At 72.0% G+C, this 16,271-nt stretch carries 15 protein-coding genes; 7 read left to right on the forward strand and 8 right to left on the reverse strand.

Features of this window, described 5'->3' with window-relative positions; genetic code table 11:
* Positions 1–243 precede the first annotated feature (243 nt).
* Both AB0E77_RS31475 and AB0E77_RS31480 read left to right on the forward strand, forming a co-directional pair.
* Positions 244–1,332 (forward strand): LacI family DNA-binding transcriptional regulator, encoded by a 1,089-nt coding sequence (locus AB0E77_RS31475; RefSeq protein WP_361577565.1) that lies wholly within the window; start codon positions 244–246, stop codon positions 1,330–1,332.
* 99 nt (positions 1,333–1,431) lie between these two features.
* Complete coding sequence (locus tag AB0E77_RS31480; protein WP_361577568.1) at positions 1,432–2,046, forward strand: hypothetical protein; 615 nt, start codon at positions 1,432–1,434, stop codon at positions 2,044–2,046.
* Positions 2,047–2,061: 15 nt separating this feature from the next.
* Here AB0E77_RS31480 and AB0E77_RS31485 read toward each other — a convergent pair whose 3' ends face one another.
* Both AB0E77_RS31485 and AB0E77_RS31490 read right to left on the reverse strand, forming a co-directional pair.
* A complete protein-coding gene (locus AB0E77_RS31485) occupies positions 2,062–2,892 on the reverse strand; it encodes an SDR family NAD(P)-dependent oxidoreductase (RefSeq protein WP_361577571.1) in 831 nt (276 codons plus the stop codon).
* An 85-nt stretch (positions 2,893–2,977) separates the two neighbouring features.
* Positions 2,978–3,574, reverse strand: coding sequence for a TetR/AcrR family transcriptional regulator (locus AB0E77_RS31490; RefSeq protein ID WP_361577574.1), 597 nt, complete (start codon positions 3,572–3,574; stop codon positions 2,978–2,980).
* 165 nt (positions 3,575–3,739) lie between these two features.
* Here AB0E77_RS31490 and AB0E77_RS31495 point away from each other — a divergent pair, with 165 nt between their 5' ends.
* Both AB0E77_RS31495 and AB0E77_RS31500 read left to right on the forward strand, forming a co-directional pair.
* Positions 3,740–4,717, forward strand: a complete 978-nt coding sequence (locus tag AB0E77_RS31495) for a chlorophyllase (RefSeq protein WP_361577577.1) — start codon at positions 3,740–3,742, stop codon at positions 4,715–4,717.
* Positions 4,718–4,956: 239 nt separating this feature from the next.
* Positions 4,957–5,781: an SGNH/GDSL hydrolase family protein gene (locus AB0E77_RS31500; RefSeq protein ID WP_361577580.1), complete on the forward strand. Its 825-nt coding sequence runs from the start codon at positions 4,957–4,959 to the stop codon at positions 5,779–5,781.
* A gap of 46 nt (positions 5,782–5,827) precedes the next feature.
* On the opposite strand, the gene AB0E77_RS31505 is transcribed toward AB0E77_RS31500, so the two are convergent.
* The 3 genes from AB0E77_RS31505 to AB0E77_RS31515 all read right to left on the reverse strand — a co-directional run bounded on the left by AB0E77_RS31505 (position 5,828) and on the right by AB0E77_RS31515 (position 10,485).
* Entirely contained in the window at positions 5,828–7,210 is a 1,383-nt protein-coding gene (locus AB0E77_RS31505; RefSeq protein ID WP_361577583.1) for an MFS transporter, read from the reverse strand.
* A gap of 381 nt (positions 7,211–7,591) precedes the next feature.
* Complete coding sequence (locus AB0E77_RS31510; protein WP_361577586.1) at positions 7,592–8,800, reverse strand: S8 family peptidase; 1,209 nt, start codon at positions 8,798–8,800, stop codon at positions 7,592–7,594.
* Positions 8,801–9,105: 305 nt separating this feature from the next.
* Positions 9,106–10,485, reverse strand: a complete 1,380-nt coding sequence (locus AB0E77_RS31515) for a DUF3500 domain-containing protein (RefSeq protein WP_361577589.1) — start codon at positions 10,483–10,485, stop codon at positions 9,106–9,108.
* Positions 10,486–10,802: 317 nt separating this feature from the next.
* Between AB0E77_RS31515 and AB0E77_RS31520 the strand changes: the two genes are divergently transcribed.
* The gene (locus tag AB0E77_RS31520) at positions 10,803–12,215 is read left to right on the forward strand and encodes a GAF domain-containing SpoIIE family protein phosphatase (protein ID WP_361577592.1); all 1,413 of its coding nucleotides are present in this window, start codon (positions 10,803–10,805) and stop codon (positions 12,213–12,215) included.
* Positions 12,216–12,242: 27 nt separating this feature from the next.
* On the opposite strand, the gene AB0E77_RS31525 is transcribed toward AB0E77_RS31520, so the two are convergent.
* Both AB0E77_RS31525 and AB0E77_RS31530 read right to left on the reverse strand, forming a co-directional pair.
* Positions 12,243–12,470 (reverse strand): hypothetical protein, encoded by a 228-nt coding sequence (locus AB0E77_RS31525; protein WP_361577595.1) that lies wholly within the window; start codon positions 12,468–12,470, stop codon positions 12,243–12,245.
* 574 nt (positions 12,471–13,044) lie between these two features.
* Positions 13,045–13,197, reverse strand: coding sequence for a hypothetical protein (locus AB0E77_RS31530; protein ID WP_361577598.1), 153 nt, complete (start codon positions 13,195–13,197; stop codon positions 13,045–13,047).
* 96 nt (positions 13,198–13,293) lie between these two features.
* Between AB0E77_RS31530 and AB0E77_RS31535 the strand changes: the two genes are divergently transcribed.
* Positions 13,294–13,887: a DinB family protein gene (locus AB0E77_RS31535; protein WP_361577601.1), complete on the forward strand. Its 594-nt coding sequence runs from the start codon at positions 13,294–13,296 to the stop codon at positions 13,885–13,887.
* Positions 13,888–13,949: 62 nt separating this feature from the next.
* Here AB0E77_RS31535 and AB0E77_RS31540 read toward each other — a convergent pair whose 3' ends face one another.
* Positions 13,950–14,516 (reverse strand): TetR/AcrR family transcriptional regulator, encoded by a 567-nt coding sequence (locus AB0E77_RS31540; RefSeq protein ID WP_361577604.1) that lies wholly within the window; start codon positions 14,514–14,516, stop codon positions 13,950–13,952.
* Between the two features lie 155 nt (positions 14,517–14,671).
* Here AB0E77_RS31540 and AB0E77_RS31545 point away from each other — a divergent pair, with 155 nt between their 5' ends.
* Positions 14,672–16,141: an MFS transporter gene (locus AB0E77_RS31545; RefSeq protein WP_361577607.1), complete on the forward strand. Its 1,470-nt coding sequence runs from the start codon at positions 14,672–14,674 to the stop codon at positions 16,139–16,141.
* Positions 16,142–16,271: the final 130 nt, after the last annotated feature.

Below are 16,271 nucleotides of genomic sequence, written 5' to 3' on the forward strand. Positions count from 1 at the left end.
CGTGGTCCCCGCAGTGTTCGGCAGGCGGGACGCGCACCGGCTGACGCGGTGCGGTGGCTCGTTTTTACATCGATGTACATTGGCTGTAAAGAGTCTGCGGCGGGATGACCGACGGTCCGCGTCCCGGCACCGGTGCGGACCGGACCGAACGGGACCGCACCGGACGGAACCGGTACGGCCGACCGCCCGCCCCGGGCCCGCGGCGATCTACACTCGGGGCCGGTACGGGGCAGGGAGGTAGCGGTGGCACGGCCCAGGATCAAGGACGTCGCGCGGCACGCGGGAGTGTCGGAGAAGACGGTCTCCAACGTGATCAACGACTACGTCCATGTCTCCGAGCGGACCCGGCGCGTGGTCCAGGAGGCCATCGACCAGCTCGGCTACAAGGTGAATCTGGCCGGCCGTCACCTGCGCAAGGGACGCACCGGCATCATCGCCCTGGTCGTCCCCGAACTCGACGTCCCGTACTTCGCCGAACTCGCCCGGCACGTCATTCGCGAGGCCGAGCGGTGCTCCCTGACCGTCCTCATCCACCAGACCGGCGCCGACCGCGACCACGAACTGGCGGCGCTGGCCGGATTCGGCTCCACCTTCGTCGACGGGGTCATCCTCAGCCCGCTCGCCCTGACCGCCGACGACCTGCGCGACCGCGCGGGCGCTCCGCCCACCGTGCTGCTCGGCGAGCTGCTGGAGGAGGGCGCGGACCACGTCGCCATCGACAACGAGCGGGCCGCGCGGGAGGCCACCGAGCACCTCATCGGCCTCGGTCGCCGCGAGATCTGGGCCGTCGGCGGCCGGGACGACGCGGGCCTGGGCACCGCGGAGGCCCGCACCCGCGGCTACCGCGCCGCCCTCGCCGCGGCGGGTCTCCCCTTCGACGCCGCGGCGCTGCTGCCCGTGGACTCCTTCCGGATGCCCGACGGGGCCGAGGCCGTGCACCGGGCGCTGCGTGCGGGCGGCCGGCCGGACGCGCTGCTCTGCCTCAACGACCAACTGGCGCTGGGTGCCTTGCGCGCCCTCCACGACCACGGACTGCGCGTGCCCGAGGACGTGGCCGTCATCGGCTTCGACGACGTGGAGGGCGGACGGTTCAGCGTGCCGACGCTGAGCACGGTCGCCCCGGACAAGGCCGCGGTGGCCAGGATCGCCGTCGACCTGCTCCAACACCGGATGGACGAGGCCGCCGATCCGGCGCCCGCGGACGCCCCCTCGGCCGGTGTCCGCTCACCCCAGGACCTCGTCGTCGCCCACCGGCTGGTGCTGCGCGAGAGCACGGAAGGCTCCGCGGGACGGGCGGGGGAGAGGCGCCGGGGGGAGGACGGACAGGCCTGACGGCCGGAGGCCTATATTGCTCCAATGGGACCGAGGGGGAAGGACGTTGCCCGGACCGGAGACGCGCGCCGCTCGCCAAGGCGGCGCACCGTCGCCGAGTTGCGGGCACAGGGGCACTACGGCCCGGAACTGCGCGATGTCCTGCCCGCGATCGCCGGGCTCGGCCTCACCGTGGCCGGTGTCGCGGTGGCCCTCGCCTGGCTGTACCGCGCGCACGGCGCCGGCAGCGCGGTGGCGGGCGTCGCGCTGCTCGCGGCCGTCACGCTGCTGGTGACGCGCTGGCGGCGCGCGGCGGTGCGCCGGCGAGGCGGCATCTACACCCCGGCGGAGCTGATGACGCTGGACGAGCTCGGCCTGGCGGTCGCCGCCGAACGCATGCTGCGGCGCGACGGATGGGACGTCATCTCGATGCCCGACGCGGGCCGCCCCCGGCTGTACGCACGCGACCGAGGCGGTCGCCGGCTCGACGTGGGGTTCCGCCCGGCGGACGGGAGACGGACGGACGACGCCCCGCCGGCCGCCGCGCCCACTCTGCGGGAGACGCATCCCCCTGGGCTCGACGACCTGGTGCGCGTGGTGGTCAGCCAGGGTGCCTACAGCCGCACCGACGAGCTGTGGGCCGCTCGGCAGGGCCGGGTCCACCTGGTCGACGGCCGCCGGCTGCGCCAGTGGGCCGCCGGGGCCTCCCTGGACGCCCTGGGTCTGCCCGGCTGACCACCGAGGCGGCCGTCATACGCGGTGCGGGCGCGGCTCCAGCAGACGGTGGGTCAGTGTCATCAGACGCTTCCGGGCCTCGGCGTCGTAGGCCTGCTCGTGGGCGCGCGCGTCGGTGAACTGGTCGAAGTAGCGCCCGGTGGTGCCTTCCAGGTCCGGGTCGAGCACCAGCCGCACCGTGGGCCGTACGCCCTCCTCGACCCCGGTGACCGGCACCAGGCCGTACGCGCGCACTCCCTCGGTGTCCATCAGATGCGCGGGGTGGAGGGCGTTGACCGTGACGCCGGTTCCCTCCAGCTCGGCGGCCAGCTCGAACGTCGCCATGATCATCGCCAGTTTGCTGCGGCAGTACGCGCGCAGGCCCTCGTAGTCCCGCTCCAGCATCACGTTGTCGAAGTCGACGGCTTCCTGCCCGATCGAGGCGACGTTGACCACGCGGGCGGGCGCGGAGGCGGTGAGCAGGGGCAGCAGAGCGCGGGTGAGGGCGTACGGGGCGAGGTGGTTGACGGCGAACCGCAACTCGTGTCCCTGCCGGCTCAGTTCCCGGCGCAGCGGCTCCGCGCCACCCCCGGCGACGGCATTGTTGACCAGTGCGTCGAGGCGGGGTTCGGCCGCGCGGATCCGGGCGGCCATGTCGTGCACCTGGTCGAGGTCGGCCAGGTCCGCGAGGTAGGTGCGTACGGAGGCACCGGCGATCGTGTCCCGCACGTCGGAGGCCGTCGCCTCGATGCGCGAGCGGTCGCGGCCGTGCAGCAGGACGGTGTGGCCCCGCTCGGCGAGGTCGAAGGCGATACCACGGCCCAGGCCCTGGCTCGCGCCGGTGATCAGAATGGTGCGTCGGCTCATGCCGATCACTCTGGCCGGACGTCGGTGACACAGGGGAGAGCGCGACGAGCCTGGTGTCAGTACCACCAGGCACCGCGAACGCACATCAGCTCGCGTGCGGCTGCCGGAGTCCTTCGAGGAGCAGAGCGACCAGGCGGCGGGGGTCGTAGCGGGGATCGTTGTCACTGCCGATGCAGAGGTTGCCGATGCCGCGCATCAGCTCGTACGGCTGCGTACCGGGCCTGATGTCACCGGCCTCGACCGCGGCGTCGAGCAGTTCCGCGCAGACGGGCAGCAGGCGGTCGAGGAAGTAGGCGTGCAGCGCGGCGAAACGGTCGTCGTCGGACTGCAGGGCGTCGGCGAGTCCGTGCTTGGTGACCAGGAAGTCGACGAAGAGGTCGATCCACTCGCGCAGCGCGTCGAACGGTGAGCCGGCACCGGCCAGCAGGGCCGGGCCGGCCTCGGCGCACGCCTCGATCTGGTGGCGGTAGACGGCGGTGACGAGATCCGCCCGGGTCGGGAAGTGGCGGTAGACCGTGCCCATGCCGACGCCCGCCCGGGCCGCGATCCGGCGGATCGGAGCGTCGACGCCGGAGGCGACGAACACCTCGGCGGCCGCGGCCAGCACCGTCTCCCGGTTGCGCTGGGCATCGGCCCGCTTGCCTCGGGACGGCGACTTCCCCTCGGGGCTGTCGGTGGTCACCGTGGGCTCCTTCCCCATCGATTGACAAAGCGGAGCAGTGCTCCGGATACTAAGTGGAACAGTGCTCCGCTTCAGCTTAGCCGAAGCGGCTGCCCCTGTCCGCCCTGCCGCCCCCGGCCGCCGAAGAGCGGCGGACGGCAGGCACCACCGAAAGGGAACCCCATCGTGAGCACGTCCGTCTCGACATCCGCTGCCGCCGGCGCCGCCGCCTCGGCCACGCCCGTGCCGGTCCTGTCCTACAGCCCCGTGGTCCTCTCCGTGCCCGGACGCCCCGTGGACCTCCAGCTCCGCGTCACCGCACCCGCGACCGGGACCGGTCTCCCCGTCATCCTGCTCTCCCACGGCCACGGCCCCTCGAACAACCTCTCCTCGCTCAACGGCTACGCACCGCTCGCCGACTCCTGGGCCGCCCACGGGTTCGTCGTGATCCAGCCCACCCACCTCACCTCCCGGACCCTGAGCCACCTGGTCGCCGACGCGCCCGGCGCACCCGACTTCTGGCGCTCCCGCGCCGAGGACATGACCCACATCCTCGACCGGCTCGACGTGATCGAACGCACCGTGCCGCAGCTCGCGGGCCGGATCGACCCCACCGAGGTCGCCCTCGCCGGACACTCGCTCGGCGGCTTCACCGCAGCCCTCCTGCTGGGCGCCGGGCTCACGGACCCCGACACCGGGGACCTGGTGCACCTCGTCGAGCCCCGGATCAAGGCGGGCGTCCTGCTCGCCGCGCCCGGCAGGGGCGGCGACGTCTTCAACGGACCCATGGCCGAGCAGTGGCCGATCATCGGGGCCGTCGACTTCTCCACCATGACCGCACCCGCGCTGGTCGTCGCCGGCGACAAGGACGACTCCCGCCACTTCACCGACATGGGGCCGGACTGGCACACCGACCCCTACACCCTCGCCCCCGGCCCCAAGACCCTGCTCACCCTGTTCGACGCGGAACACGGACTCGGCGGGATCGCCGGACACGACGCCGCCGAGACCACGGACGAGAACCCCGAGCGCGTCGCCGCCCTCGCCCGCCTCAGCGCGGCCTACCTGCACGCCCAGCTCCTCCCCGGCGCCACGACGTGGCAGGCCGCGTGCGATGCGCTGACGACCGGCCCCGACGCGGTGGGACGCGTCGCATCCAAGTAGCCCGTGCCCGGCTCACGGACACGGCGGGTACTGGCAGCGACCGGGCCGCCGGAGGGCGAACCCGGACACCGCACCGACCAGGCCGGACAGCACCGGCACTGTCCGGGACAGGGACGGGCTGTTGCCCCGTGCGGGCCTCGGGGGGCAAACCTGTGTCGTCACAGGCGAGTCGACCCCGAGGAAAGGACCCGTAGTGGCGAGATCACCCATCGGCAGGGCGCACCGTCATCGGCTGCCTCATGGCACTCCTGGTGTCGGCGGCGCCGACGGCTCCGACCGCCGCGGCCGGCACCGAGGCCGAGGCCTTCAGATACGTGGCGCTGGGCGACTCGGTGGCGGCCGGCATCGGGGCCGGTTCACCGGCCGCGGAAGCCTCGTCCTGCTATCTCGACGAAGAGCCCGGGACCAGGGTGCCGAACTCGACGCTCTCCTATCCGCACCGCGTCGCGAAGGCACTCGGCGCCACCCTGGTCGACAGGTCCTACTGCGGCGCGAGCAGCACCGCGGCGAGGACGCAGGCGACGGCGGTCACCAGGACCACCGATCTCGTCACCGTGCAGGCCGGTTCGAACGACTTCGGCTTCTCCAGCCCCCTGACGTTCTGCTACCTCTGGAATCCGCCCCGGACCGGTGCGTGCAACGAGCGGATCAACGCGGTCACCAGGAAGTACCAGGACGTCCTTCCCGCCAGGATCGAGAAGCTCTTCGACCGGATCGACCAGCGCAAAGGCGCCGGCACCCAGGTGGTCGTGGTGGGCTACCCGCACGTGGTCCAGGCGGAGTCGACACCCCTGTGCTTCGCCGACGGGGCCTGGCCGGACAGCACCCACCAGGCGCTGCGCCGCGCGGCCGGCGCCCTCAACGCGGTGCTCGCCGCCAAGGCGAGGGCACACGGCTACGACTTCGTCGATCCTGCGGCCTCCTTCCGCAACCATGAGAGCTGCGGTGACCCGGCCTGGGTGAACGGCATCCGCCCGTTCTCCCGGCAGGTCGAGTCCTTCCACCCCAACGCCACCGGGCAGCAGGCGCTCGGCTGGCTCGTCTGGCAGTACGCGAAGCCGTAGGGGCCGGTGGCCCTCGGCCGCGCCGGGTCCACGAAGGAGCCGCCGCTCATGCCCCACGGGGCTTCGGGGGTACGCACCACCAGGCGAGGACCGCCGCGGTGAGGTAGGCGCACGCGCCGACGGCCATGCCGGTGCGCAGCCCGGTGCCGTAGTCGGTGGTGGTGGCGAGCAGACTGCCACCGACTGCCACGCCGGCGGCGCTGCCGATCTGGCGGGTGGTGTTGAACAGTGCGGAAGCGGCTCCCGAGTAGCCCGGGGGAGCGGCGCCCATCACGGTGCTGGTCGAGCCGGTGAGGGCGAAGGACGTCCCGAAGCCCGCGGCCGCCAGGGGCGCCACCAGCAGCGCGTACGCGGGATCGGGCCCCGCAGCGGCCCAGCCCGCCAGCCCCAGCGCCGCCAGCAGCATGCCGAGGACGACCAGAGGCCGGTCCCCGGTGCGACGGGTCAGGCGCCCGGAGAGCACGGAGGCGAACATGGTCATGGCCACCGCCGGCAGCAGCGCCAGCCCCGTGTCGAGGGCGCTGAAACCACGCTCGTGCTGAAAGCTCAGACTGGCGGTGAACACCATGCCGTAGAAGCCGAAGTTGAACAGCAGACCGATGACGGCACCGCCGCTCATCGCACGACCGCTCAGCAGACTCGGCGGAAGCGCGGGGAACCGGGCCAGCCGCTCGCGCACCGCGAACGCCGCGGCGGCCAGTACGGCCAGGCCCAGCCCGCAGAGGACGGCCGGGTCGGACCAGCCGCGCCGTCCGGCCTCGTTGAGCGCGCCGATCAGCAGCGCCACCCCGGCGACGACCGCGCCCTGTGCGGGCCAGTCCAGGGTCCGGTCAGCGCGCCGGGGTGAGCGCGCGACCTGCCGCAAGGTCAGTGCCAGACACGCCGCACCGACGGGCAGGTTGATCAGGAACACCCAGCGCCAGCCCACCGTGGAGACGAGCAGCCCGCCCAGCAGCGGCCCGGCGGAAGCCGCGATGCCTGCCATCGACCCCCAGAGCCCGAAGGCCCGCGAGCGGGCGGCCCGCATCGGGTAGGCCTGCTGGAGCAGGGCCAGCGAACCGGGCACGATCAGCGCCGCCCCGAGCCCCTCCACCTGGCGGGCGGCGATGAGGAAGGCAGTGGTCGGCGCGAGCGCGCACGCGGCCGAGGACAGGGTGAACACGGTCACACCCCAGCAGAAGACCCGCCGGTTTCCCAGCCGGTCGCCGAGCGCGCCCCCGGTCAGCAGGAAGCCGGCGAAGACCAGGGTGTACCCGTCGGTGATCCACTGGATGCCGGTGAGCGAGGCGGACAGCTCACGGCCGATCACCGGCACGGCGACGTTGATGACCGTCACGTCCAGGATCACCATGAAGTACCCGGCGCACACCGCCAGCAGCGGACCCCAGGACCGTCCCTCAGGCCCCGGAACCGACTCCGCGAACGCCACAGCCCGAGCTCCGTCCCGTGCGCGAAGGCCGCATGACGAGATCGACAATAAGGGGCGTACGCCCTCGTTCGTCCGAACCGGACCTCTCGTCGAGCCGGTGCCGGGCTCAGCCGTCGATGCCGTCGTGCAGCAGGCGCCGGGCCGCCTCGGTGCGGGCCGCGGCGAGCTCCGCGGCTGCAGACACGGGCCGATCCGATCACACAGCGGGGCCACGGTGAAGGCGGGGACGTCCGTACGGGCCGGACCGTGATCACGGCGCAGTGGTCCGGACCGATCGGCAGGTCCACCCGCCGCCGGGTGCTGCCGCGCGCACGTGTGCCCCGCAGGCGGGGCGGCCTCCGGGGCACCGTGCTCACGACGTCCGGACTGCGGGGGAAACGGTCACGGGGCGAGCTTCAGCAGCCGGTTGGGTGAACCCGAGCCCGGGCTCGTGACCTTGCCGGTGGTCGCCCCGTTCGCGAGGGCCGTGGCGACCTGCGCGGGGGTGGCGGAGGTGTGGCCGGCCAGGTAGACCGCGGCGGCCCCGGCGACGTGCGGGGTCGCCATCGAGGTGCCGGAGATCGTGTTGGTCGCGGTGTCGCCGGTGTTCCAGCCGGCCGTGATGGACGATCCGGGGGCGAAGACGTCCAGCACGGAACCGTAGTTGGAGTAGCTCGCCCGGGCGTCGGTGCTGGTGGTGGCGCCGACGGTGATGGCCTCGGTCACCCGGGCGGGGGAGTACGAGGAGGCGTTGGCGTTGCTGTTGCCGGCGGCCACCGCGTAGGTCACGCCGCTCGCGATGGAGGTGCGCACGGCCGCGTCCAGTGTGGCGGAGGCGCCGCCGCCGAGCGACAGGTTGGCGACCGAGGGGCCGGAGTGGTTCCGGGTCACCCAGTCGATGCCGGCGATGACTCCGGCGGTCGTCCCGGAGCCGTTGTTGTCCAGCACCCGCACGGCGACGATCTTCGCCTTCTTGGCCACGCCGTAGGTGGAGCCGGCGATGGTGGTGGCCACATGGGTGCCGTGACCGTTGCCGTCCGAGGCGACGGCGTCACCGTCGACGGCGTCGTAGCCGTAGGACGCACGGCCGCTGATCTGCTGGTGTGTGATGCGTACGCCGGTGTCGATGACATAGGCCGTCACGCCGCTGCCGGCGCTGTCGGGGTAGGTGTAGGTGCCGGACAGCGGCAGTGAGGTCTGGTCGATGCGGTCGAGGCCCCACGGCGCGTTGGACTGCGTCGTGTCGGCGATGCTGACCCGCTGGTTCTGCTCGACGGCCGCCACCGCCGGGTCGGCGGCCAGCCGCTTGGCCTCCGTCGCGGAGAGGGTGGCCGTGTAGCCGTTCAGTGCGCTGCCGAACGTCTTGTTCACGCTGCCGCCGTACTCCTCCACCAAGTCCTTGCCCGTGGCTGAGGCGGCCTTGAACCCGGCGTCCTTCCGCAGCGTCACGATGTAGCTGTCCCGTACCGCCGTGGGCGAGCCGGCCCCGAGCACCGTGCCCTCCGCGGGAGCGGCCTGGGCGGGGACCGCGGCGAGGCCGCCGGCCAAGGCGGTCGCCGCGACAGCGGTGATCGCGGCGAGTCGTATTCTCTTGCTCCGCAGTTGTGCCATTACGAGGTATTCCTCCTCTTGGCGGCGCGCGCAGGGGTGGGGCGCGCGTCTGTGGGGGCGGATGCGCGTGATCGCGCACCCCTGACGGGGCGGAGGTGTCACGTTCCGCCCCGGACTGCGATCAAGAGTTGCCGACAACCGGCGTGCGCCACAATAGAGTTGACGAAGCGTCAACATACTTGCCATGTGCACGACACAGTCATAATCGCGGTCACCTGCCCGTATGCGGTCTGCGATCCCCACACCCCTGACCGCAGGCTGCACCGGACCCGCCCGGCCGGGCTCACGTGGTGTCCCCACGCGTGTCAGTGGTCGGTCTCCAGGTGGAGCTTGAGCAGGTCCACGCCGTAGTCACCGCCGTTGGGCGTGCGGATGATGGTGTGGATGTGCTGCTGGGTGGGGGTTCCGCCGCCCATGCCGCCACCGCCGGGTCCGCCGCTCGGCATACCGGTGGGCTGCCCGCTCGGCATGCCGGACGGCCGGCCGCTGGGGGCACCGCCGCCACCCGTCTGGGCGTTCTCGCCGTAGGCCAGCGGGGACTGGGCGTCGTACTCGATGAGCACGACCGGGCTGTGCACCCGGTAGTAGAAGGCGGAGGAGTCCTCGGTCTCGCCGATCCAGTAGAAGTACGTGTCGTCGAGGTGCTCCTCCACCTCCTTCAGCTTCACGGCGGCGTGGCCGTCGTCCATGTAGCCGACGTAGACGCCGACCAGGTCGAGCAGTTTCTGGCGCTGGGCGGAGGTGAACTCCTTGGCGGCGAGTCCCTGGTAGGCCAGCTGCAGGTTGTCCTGTCCGGCCCCGGCGACCATGTCCGTGCCGCCCTTCTCGTCGGCGGAGACGACCTTCTTACGCTGTGCCGAGGTCAGGGACCGCAGCAGTGCGAGACCGGCCTCGGTCTCCGGCCTGAAGAGGGTGATCTTCTCGCCGTTGTAGGTGGCCGACGTCGGCTCCGAGCCCATGAAGGTCGGGGACATGACGACCTGGTCGCCGAGGACGAAGTAGTTGATGGCCACGTGGTGGCCCTCGTACTGGAAGCCCCAGGGCTTGGTCGTGGACGGGGTTCCCATGAAGGTGAAGTAGTAGTGCCCCTCGGTCAGCGTCTCCTTGCCACCACCGTTGTAGTCACCGAGGAAGGCGTTGAGCTTCATGATGTTGCGGGTCTGGGCCAGCCCGTCCGCCGACAGAGCCGCACCGAGCAGGGCGTAGCCGAGGTTGCGCTGCTTCTCGGTCAGGTCGCCCATGCGGGCACCCTCGCGTTCGTATCCGTCGACGTTGCTCCAGGCCAGCCACTCGTCGTCGTCCACGTCGAACACGGACGCCCGGCGCACCTTGGCGCTGAGCCCGTCCAGGAACGCCTGTGCGGCCTTCACCACCGCATCCGTAGAGACACCGGTGGAGTGGATCGAGAACAGGTCGTCGACGACCTTGCCGTCGGTGGTGACACCCTTGAAGTCGGCGTACTTCACCTCGGTGGCGCCGGGGCCCATGCCCCCGGCGCCACCGGGCCCACCTGACGGCATCCCGCTCCGGGCGCCGCCGGACGCGGAGCCGCTCGTGTCGGACGCTCCGGCGGAACAGCCGGTCATGGTCGCCACGGCGGCTGCGCCTCCCAGCAACAGGGAACGGTTCATGAACCAGCGGCGCGTGCGCTCGGTGGCGGGGGTACGGGGGTGGTGTGCGTGCATGGACGTGACGCTCGCCGACCAGCCTGATCTTCTCGTGAGGTTTTCCTGTCGGGCATCTATGAGATCGCGGCGGTGTCAGCAGATGCCGGCTCCTACGGCGCGGACCACGCTGCCTGAGAAGAGTCACCGTGAGCTACGCCGACCGGCTGCCCCTGGGCGACATATGCCCGGCTGCCGGGGGAGAGTGGGGGGAGCCGGTTCGAGGTGCACAGCTGGCTTGCGGTGTGTCACGCGTGCAGACGGTACCTGCGGACGGGGCGGCGCGGGACGGCGCACGAGGGACTCCCCGGGCGGACGGCAGAAGTGAGGCAGGCACGATGGCGGCGGACTGGCAGCGGTCACCGGACGACGACTCGGACGACGACCTCGACGAGTCGGTCGCCGACTCGGCCGACGACAGATCGGAGGAGTCCTACACCTCGCTGCTCGACCTCCCCCTCAGCTCCGACCTGAACCGGATCGGCGAGCAGCTGCACGCCCTGGCCCGTGCCCAGAGCACCTTGCAGGAGCTGCTCCAGGCGGTGGTCAACATCACCGGAGAGCTGGAGCTGCCCACGGTGCTGCGCCGCATCGTGCGCACCGCGATGGATCTGGTGGGCGCCCGCTACGGCGCCATGGGTGTGCTCGATCAGGAAGGCAGGTTCCTGGAGGAGTTCATTCCCCTCGGGCTGACCGCGAAAGAGCTGGCAGACCTGGAAGGGGTGGAGCTGCCGAGAGGGAGGGGCCTGCTGGGGCATCTGATCCACCACCCGGAGCCACTGCGGGTGAAGGACATCTCCCGCCATCCGGAGTCGGCGGGCTTCCCGCCCGGACACCCGCCCATGCGCAGCCTGCTCGGGGTCGCGATCAGCGTACGAGGGCAGGTGTACGGCAACCTCTATCTCTCCGAACGCAAGGACGGAAAGCCCTTCGACCGGCATGACGAAGGCGTGATCCGCGCGCTCGCGGGCACGGCCGGGGTGGCGATCGAGAACGCCCGCCTGTATCAGGCGGTCCGCAACAGCGGCGAACAGTTCCAGCGGCTGCTGTTGCCCCGTCTGCCCGATCTGAGGCCCTTCGCCGCCGGCGCGGCCTACCGCCCGGCGAACTCCCCGGCCGCCGTGGGCGGCGACTGGTACGACGCCATGCTGCTGCCCGACGGGGCGTGCGTGGCGGTCATCGGTGACGCCGTGGGCCACGATCTGCGGGCCGCGGCCGACATGGCGCAGATCCGGAACATGCTGCGGGCCCTGTACTTCGACCGGAACGCCTCGCCCGGCGCGTCCCTCGCACGGCTGGACCGCATCATGAGCGCCGCCCTGGACGAGGCGCCCATCGCCACGGCACTGGTGGCCCGGCTGGAGCCCGCCGGCCACTCCTGGCAGCTGTGCTGGTCGAGTGCCGGACACCCGCCCCCGCTCGTGCTCCTGCCCGACGGACGGGTCCGCTACCTGGACACCGATCCCGGCCCTCCGCTGGGGGTGGCCCCCGGCCTCCCGCGCCCGGACCACCGCCAGGCGGTGCCGGTGGACAGCACCATCGTCCTGTTCACCGACGGTCTCGTGGAGGTTCCCGGCCAGCCGCTGGACCGGGGACTGGACGCCCTGGCCGTCACCGCTGCCCGTTTCGTCGGCCGGTCACCGGAAGAACTGTGCCAGGCGCTCGTCTCCCACCGCCCGGGCAACGGCCACGACGACAAGGCCGTCATCGCCCTGCGCACCCCGCCTCTGACGGGCTACGCCTCCTCCTGAACCCGCCGTCCCGCCGCACGGCACCCCTCAGCGTGCGGTGTGCCGCCAGGAACGGAGCTCGTCGACGTCGACCGTCGTCAGCGCCACGCTCAGCGGCACGCCGGTGCCGGCCGCGGCGGCCAGCCGTTCGCGCACCTCGCGCGGTGACCGAGGCCGCCAGCCGGGCCCGTCACAGCAGCCGGAGTGGAACGTGACACCCGCGTTCAGCAGGACGGCCAGCGTCCGCCACCCTGCGGAGTCGCTCCGCTTCGGCACGGCGAGGTCCTGGCCCGCGTCGATCGTCTCTCCGCCGCAGCGCGGGCACCGGCTCGCCCACGAGCCCCGCTTCTTGAACGACGAACGGCAAGGCAGGCACACGTGATGCCGGTTCGGAGTCCCCCCGCGAAAGCACATCGCACCAGTATGGCGGCACCACGTTGCCCGTCCGAGTGATTTCCGCCGGTGACGCAACGGGTCTGGCCGTCGGCGTGGGTGCCAGTGGGGCCGGCACCGGGGGTGAAGCGGACCAGGCCGAGGCGAGGCAGGCGTCAGGGCGTCGCCCGCGTGCCCCGCTCCCGGCGCGCGGAGCGGGGCACCTCGAGGGGTGTACTGCCAGTACACCCCTTCCACCGCGTGCGGGACGTACCGTCGAAGGCGTGGACAACCGAGCAGAGGTCCGCGAGTTCCTGACCTCGCTGCGCAGGAGCGAGGTCAGCCGCACTGGCCGACATGAGCGTGGAGTACTACTCCAAGCTGGAGCGCGTCGACCTCTCACCCTCACCGTCTACAACGCCGAACCCACCTCGGCCTCCGAGGAGGGGCTGCGCTCCGGGCGGGCGTGGACGGGCCATCAGGCGTCGGGGCGCCGGTGGACGATGCCGGCCTGCATGACGAAGTCGACCACGCTGACCGCCGTGATGTCGTCGAACGCCTCACGGCTGCTGCTCCGGGGCCCTGACCAGACCCACCAGCCCGGCCCGAGGACGCAGACCGGACGGGGCAATCGGACGGACCGGATCAGCCGGCACCACACGCGAAGGGGCGGCCGCGGCGGAGAAAAGGCGGTGGACAAGGATCACACGGTCGGCAGACTGGCCGCATGACCGCATCAGACGCCAAAGCCGATCTCCACTTCTACCTGCAGTCCGCCCGTGACGCCCTGCTGTGGAAGCTCGAAGGGCTCTCGGAGTACGACATCCGCCGCCCGCTGACACCGACCGGCACCAACCTCCTGGGCCTGGTGAAGCACGTGGCCGGTGTGGAGCTGGGCTACCTCGGCGACACCTTCGGCCGGCCGTCCGGCGAGCCGCTGCCCTGGCTCGACGAGGGTGCCCCGACCAACGCGGACATGTGGGCCACCGCCGACGAGTCACGCGAGTACATCGTGGAGCTGTACCGCAGGGCGTGGGCGCACGCGGACGCGACCCTCGACACGCTGGCGCTGGACACGACCGGCAGGGTGCCGTGGTGGCCCGACGGCAGGGACGAGCTGACGTTGCATCATGCCGTCGTGCGAGTGATCGCCGATACGCACCGGCACGCCGGGCACGCCGATATCCTCCGGGAGCTCATGGACGGTGCCGTCGGGATGAACAAGGGCAACGACAGCATGCCGTCGGACGACGCGGCATGGTGGGAGAACCACCGGAGCCGGCTGGAGCATGCGGCCCGGGAAGCCGCCCGGGACGCGTGAACTCGAACCGGACCGAGGCACACCTGCGCGGCCCGCGGCGACGACGCCCTCCGCCCCGCCGCTCACAGCAAACGGTCGACCAGCCCGTCGACGTAGTCCGGGGTGAGCGGGACCATGCCGAACAGGACGCGGATGTACATCGGGGCCAGGACGTGGTCCAGCACGTCCAGCGCGTCGAGCGCGGGCTCGCCACGGTCGCGGGCGCGGTCGAGCATCGACTGCAGTTGCCGCGTGCGCTCGGCGCGGAGGCCGAGACCCGCTCGCAGCCCCTGCTGACCGCTGCTCGACAGGGCGACCGCCAGGTGCAGCACCGCCGGACCGTCGGGACCGGTGATCTCGCGGGCCACCTGGGCCGCGTAGGTGCGCAGGTCGCCGGCGAGGCTCCCGGTGTCCGGCATCGGCGACTGCGCGTTGAGGCGGGTGAGCGCCACGTCGGTGAGCAGGGCCTCCAGGCTGCCCCAGCGGCGGTAGATGCTGCTGTCGGCCACACCGGCGCGGGCCGCGACCTCGCCGACGGTGAAGTGGCCGTAGCCGCGCTCACCGATCAGCTCGGTGACGGCCTGGTGCACCTGCGCGCCGACGCGGGCGCTGCGCCCGCCGGGCCGCCGTGCTGGCTGTCGCTCGTTCATGCGACCACCTTAACGCAGTTACCACTTGCGTTTGCGAGAAGCCTCTCTCTATAGTCGACTAACGCAGTCGCCAACTGCTTTAGGGCGTCCGCGTTCTGTCGCCACCCGTGCTGACCGACCGCGACATGGCGCCACTGACAACCGAGGGGGAGCTCATGGCCGCATCGCACGCGACCGCAGGCAGTCGACCGAACCGCGCCGTGCTGCTCACGGTGACCTGCCTGGGCCAGTTCATGGTCCTGCTCGACAACACGATCGTCGGAGCCGCACTGCCCGACATGCAGCACCGGCTGCACACCGAGCTGACCGGGCTGCAATGGATCGTCGACGCCTACGTACTGCTGGTCGCCATGCTGCTGCTGTCCGGCGGTGTCTTCGCCGACCGGTTCGGCCGCAAGCGCGTGTACCTGAGCGGCGTGGCGGTATTCACCGCCGCGTCGCTGGTGTGCAGCCTCGCGCCCTCGCTCGGCTGGCTGGTCGCCGGCCGGGTGCTGCAGGGCATCGGAGCCGCGGCCCTGAGCCCCGCCTCGCTCGCCCTCCTCGCCGCAGCCCATCCCGTACCTCAGGAACGCGTCAAGGCGATCGGACTGTGGGCCGGCCTCAGCGGGATCGGCCTGGCCGCGGGCCCCGTGGCCGGCGGCGTACTCACCCAGACCTTCGGCTGGCCCGCGATCTTCCTCGTCAATCTGCCCATCGGCGCCCTCCTGCTGCTGCTCGGCCTGCGGCACCTCGGCGAGTCCCGCAATCCGAACGCCCCCGCGATCGACATCCCCGGCACGGTGCTGTCCGTTCCGGCCGTGGGCCTGGCGACCTACGGCCTGATCGAAGGCGGCGCCCGCGGCTGGACCTCACCGGTCGTCCTGGGCGGCTTCGCCGCCGCGGCGATCCTGCTCGCCTCCTTCATCGCCGTCGAAGCGCGCCGTACCGCCCCGATGCTGCCGCTGCGGCTGTTCCGGGAGCGCCTGTTCACCGTGTCCAACACCGCCATGGTCGTGGTGGGGTTCGCGCTCATGGGCTCGTCGTTCTTCTTCTCCCAGTTCTTCGTCGACGTCCAGGGCAGCTCGATCCTGCGCGCCGGCCTGCAGACCCTGCCGTTGTCCCTCGCCATGGTGGTCGTCAGCCCCTACGCGGGCCGGCTCGCCGCCCGGTACGGCTTCCGCGTCGTCGTCACCACCGGCCTGGCCCTGGCCGGACTGGGACTGCTGGCGCTCGGCACCGTCCACGCCGACACCGGCTACGCGAACGTGTGGTGGCGCCTGGCGACCGCCGGCACCGGCTTCGCCCTGGCCATGTCCCCGCTCACCGGTGCAGCCATCCAGGCGGTCACCCCGCAGGAAGGCGGTCTCGCCTCGGGCGTCAGCAGCACCACGCGGCAGATCGGCGCGGTGCTCGGCGTGGCCGTGCTCGGAGCCGTCGTCCGCACCCGGCAGTCCGGCGGCGCCTCCTTCGAGGCCGGTCTCGACAGCGCCTTCCTCGCCGCCGGCGCCATCACCTCGGCCACCGCCGTGTTCACCGGCCTGTGGCTGTCGAGGCCCGGGACCTCGGAAGACTCCGCCGCGCCGCGAGGCGCCACCGACGAGAAGGCGGTCATCACCCCGAACAACACATCCGCGCACAGCCGTTGACCGCGACTCGGCGACATGACCCCGCCCGTGACCACGCAAAGGACCCCGCTCTTGTCCCCTGATCCGACCACCGTTCACCCGCTGCCCGCCCACGAGCGCGTGGTGTTCCTCAAACCGCTGGTCACCTCGC

Origin of the sequence: Streptomyces sp. NPDC032940, from assembly GCF_040636935.1 — a bacterium.
Lineage (GTDB): Bacteria > Actinomycetota > Actinomycetes > Streptomycetales > Streptomycetaceae > Streptomyces.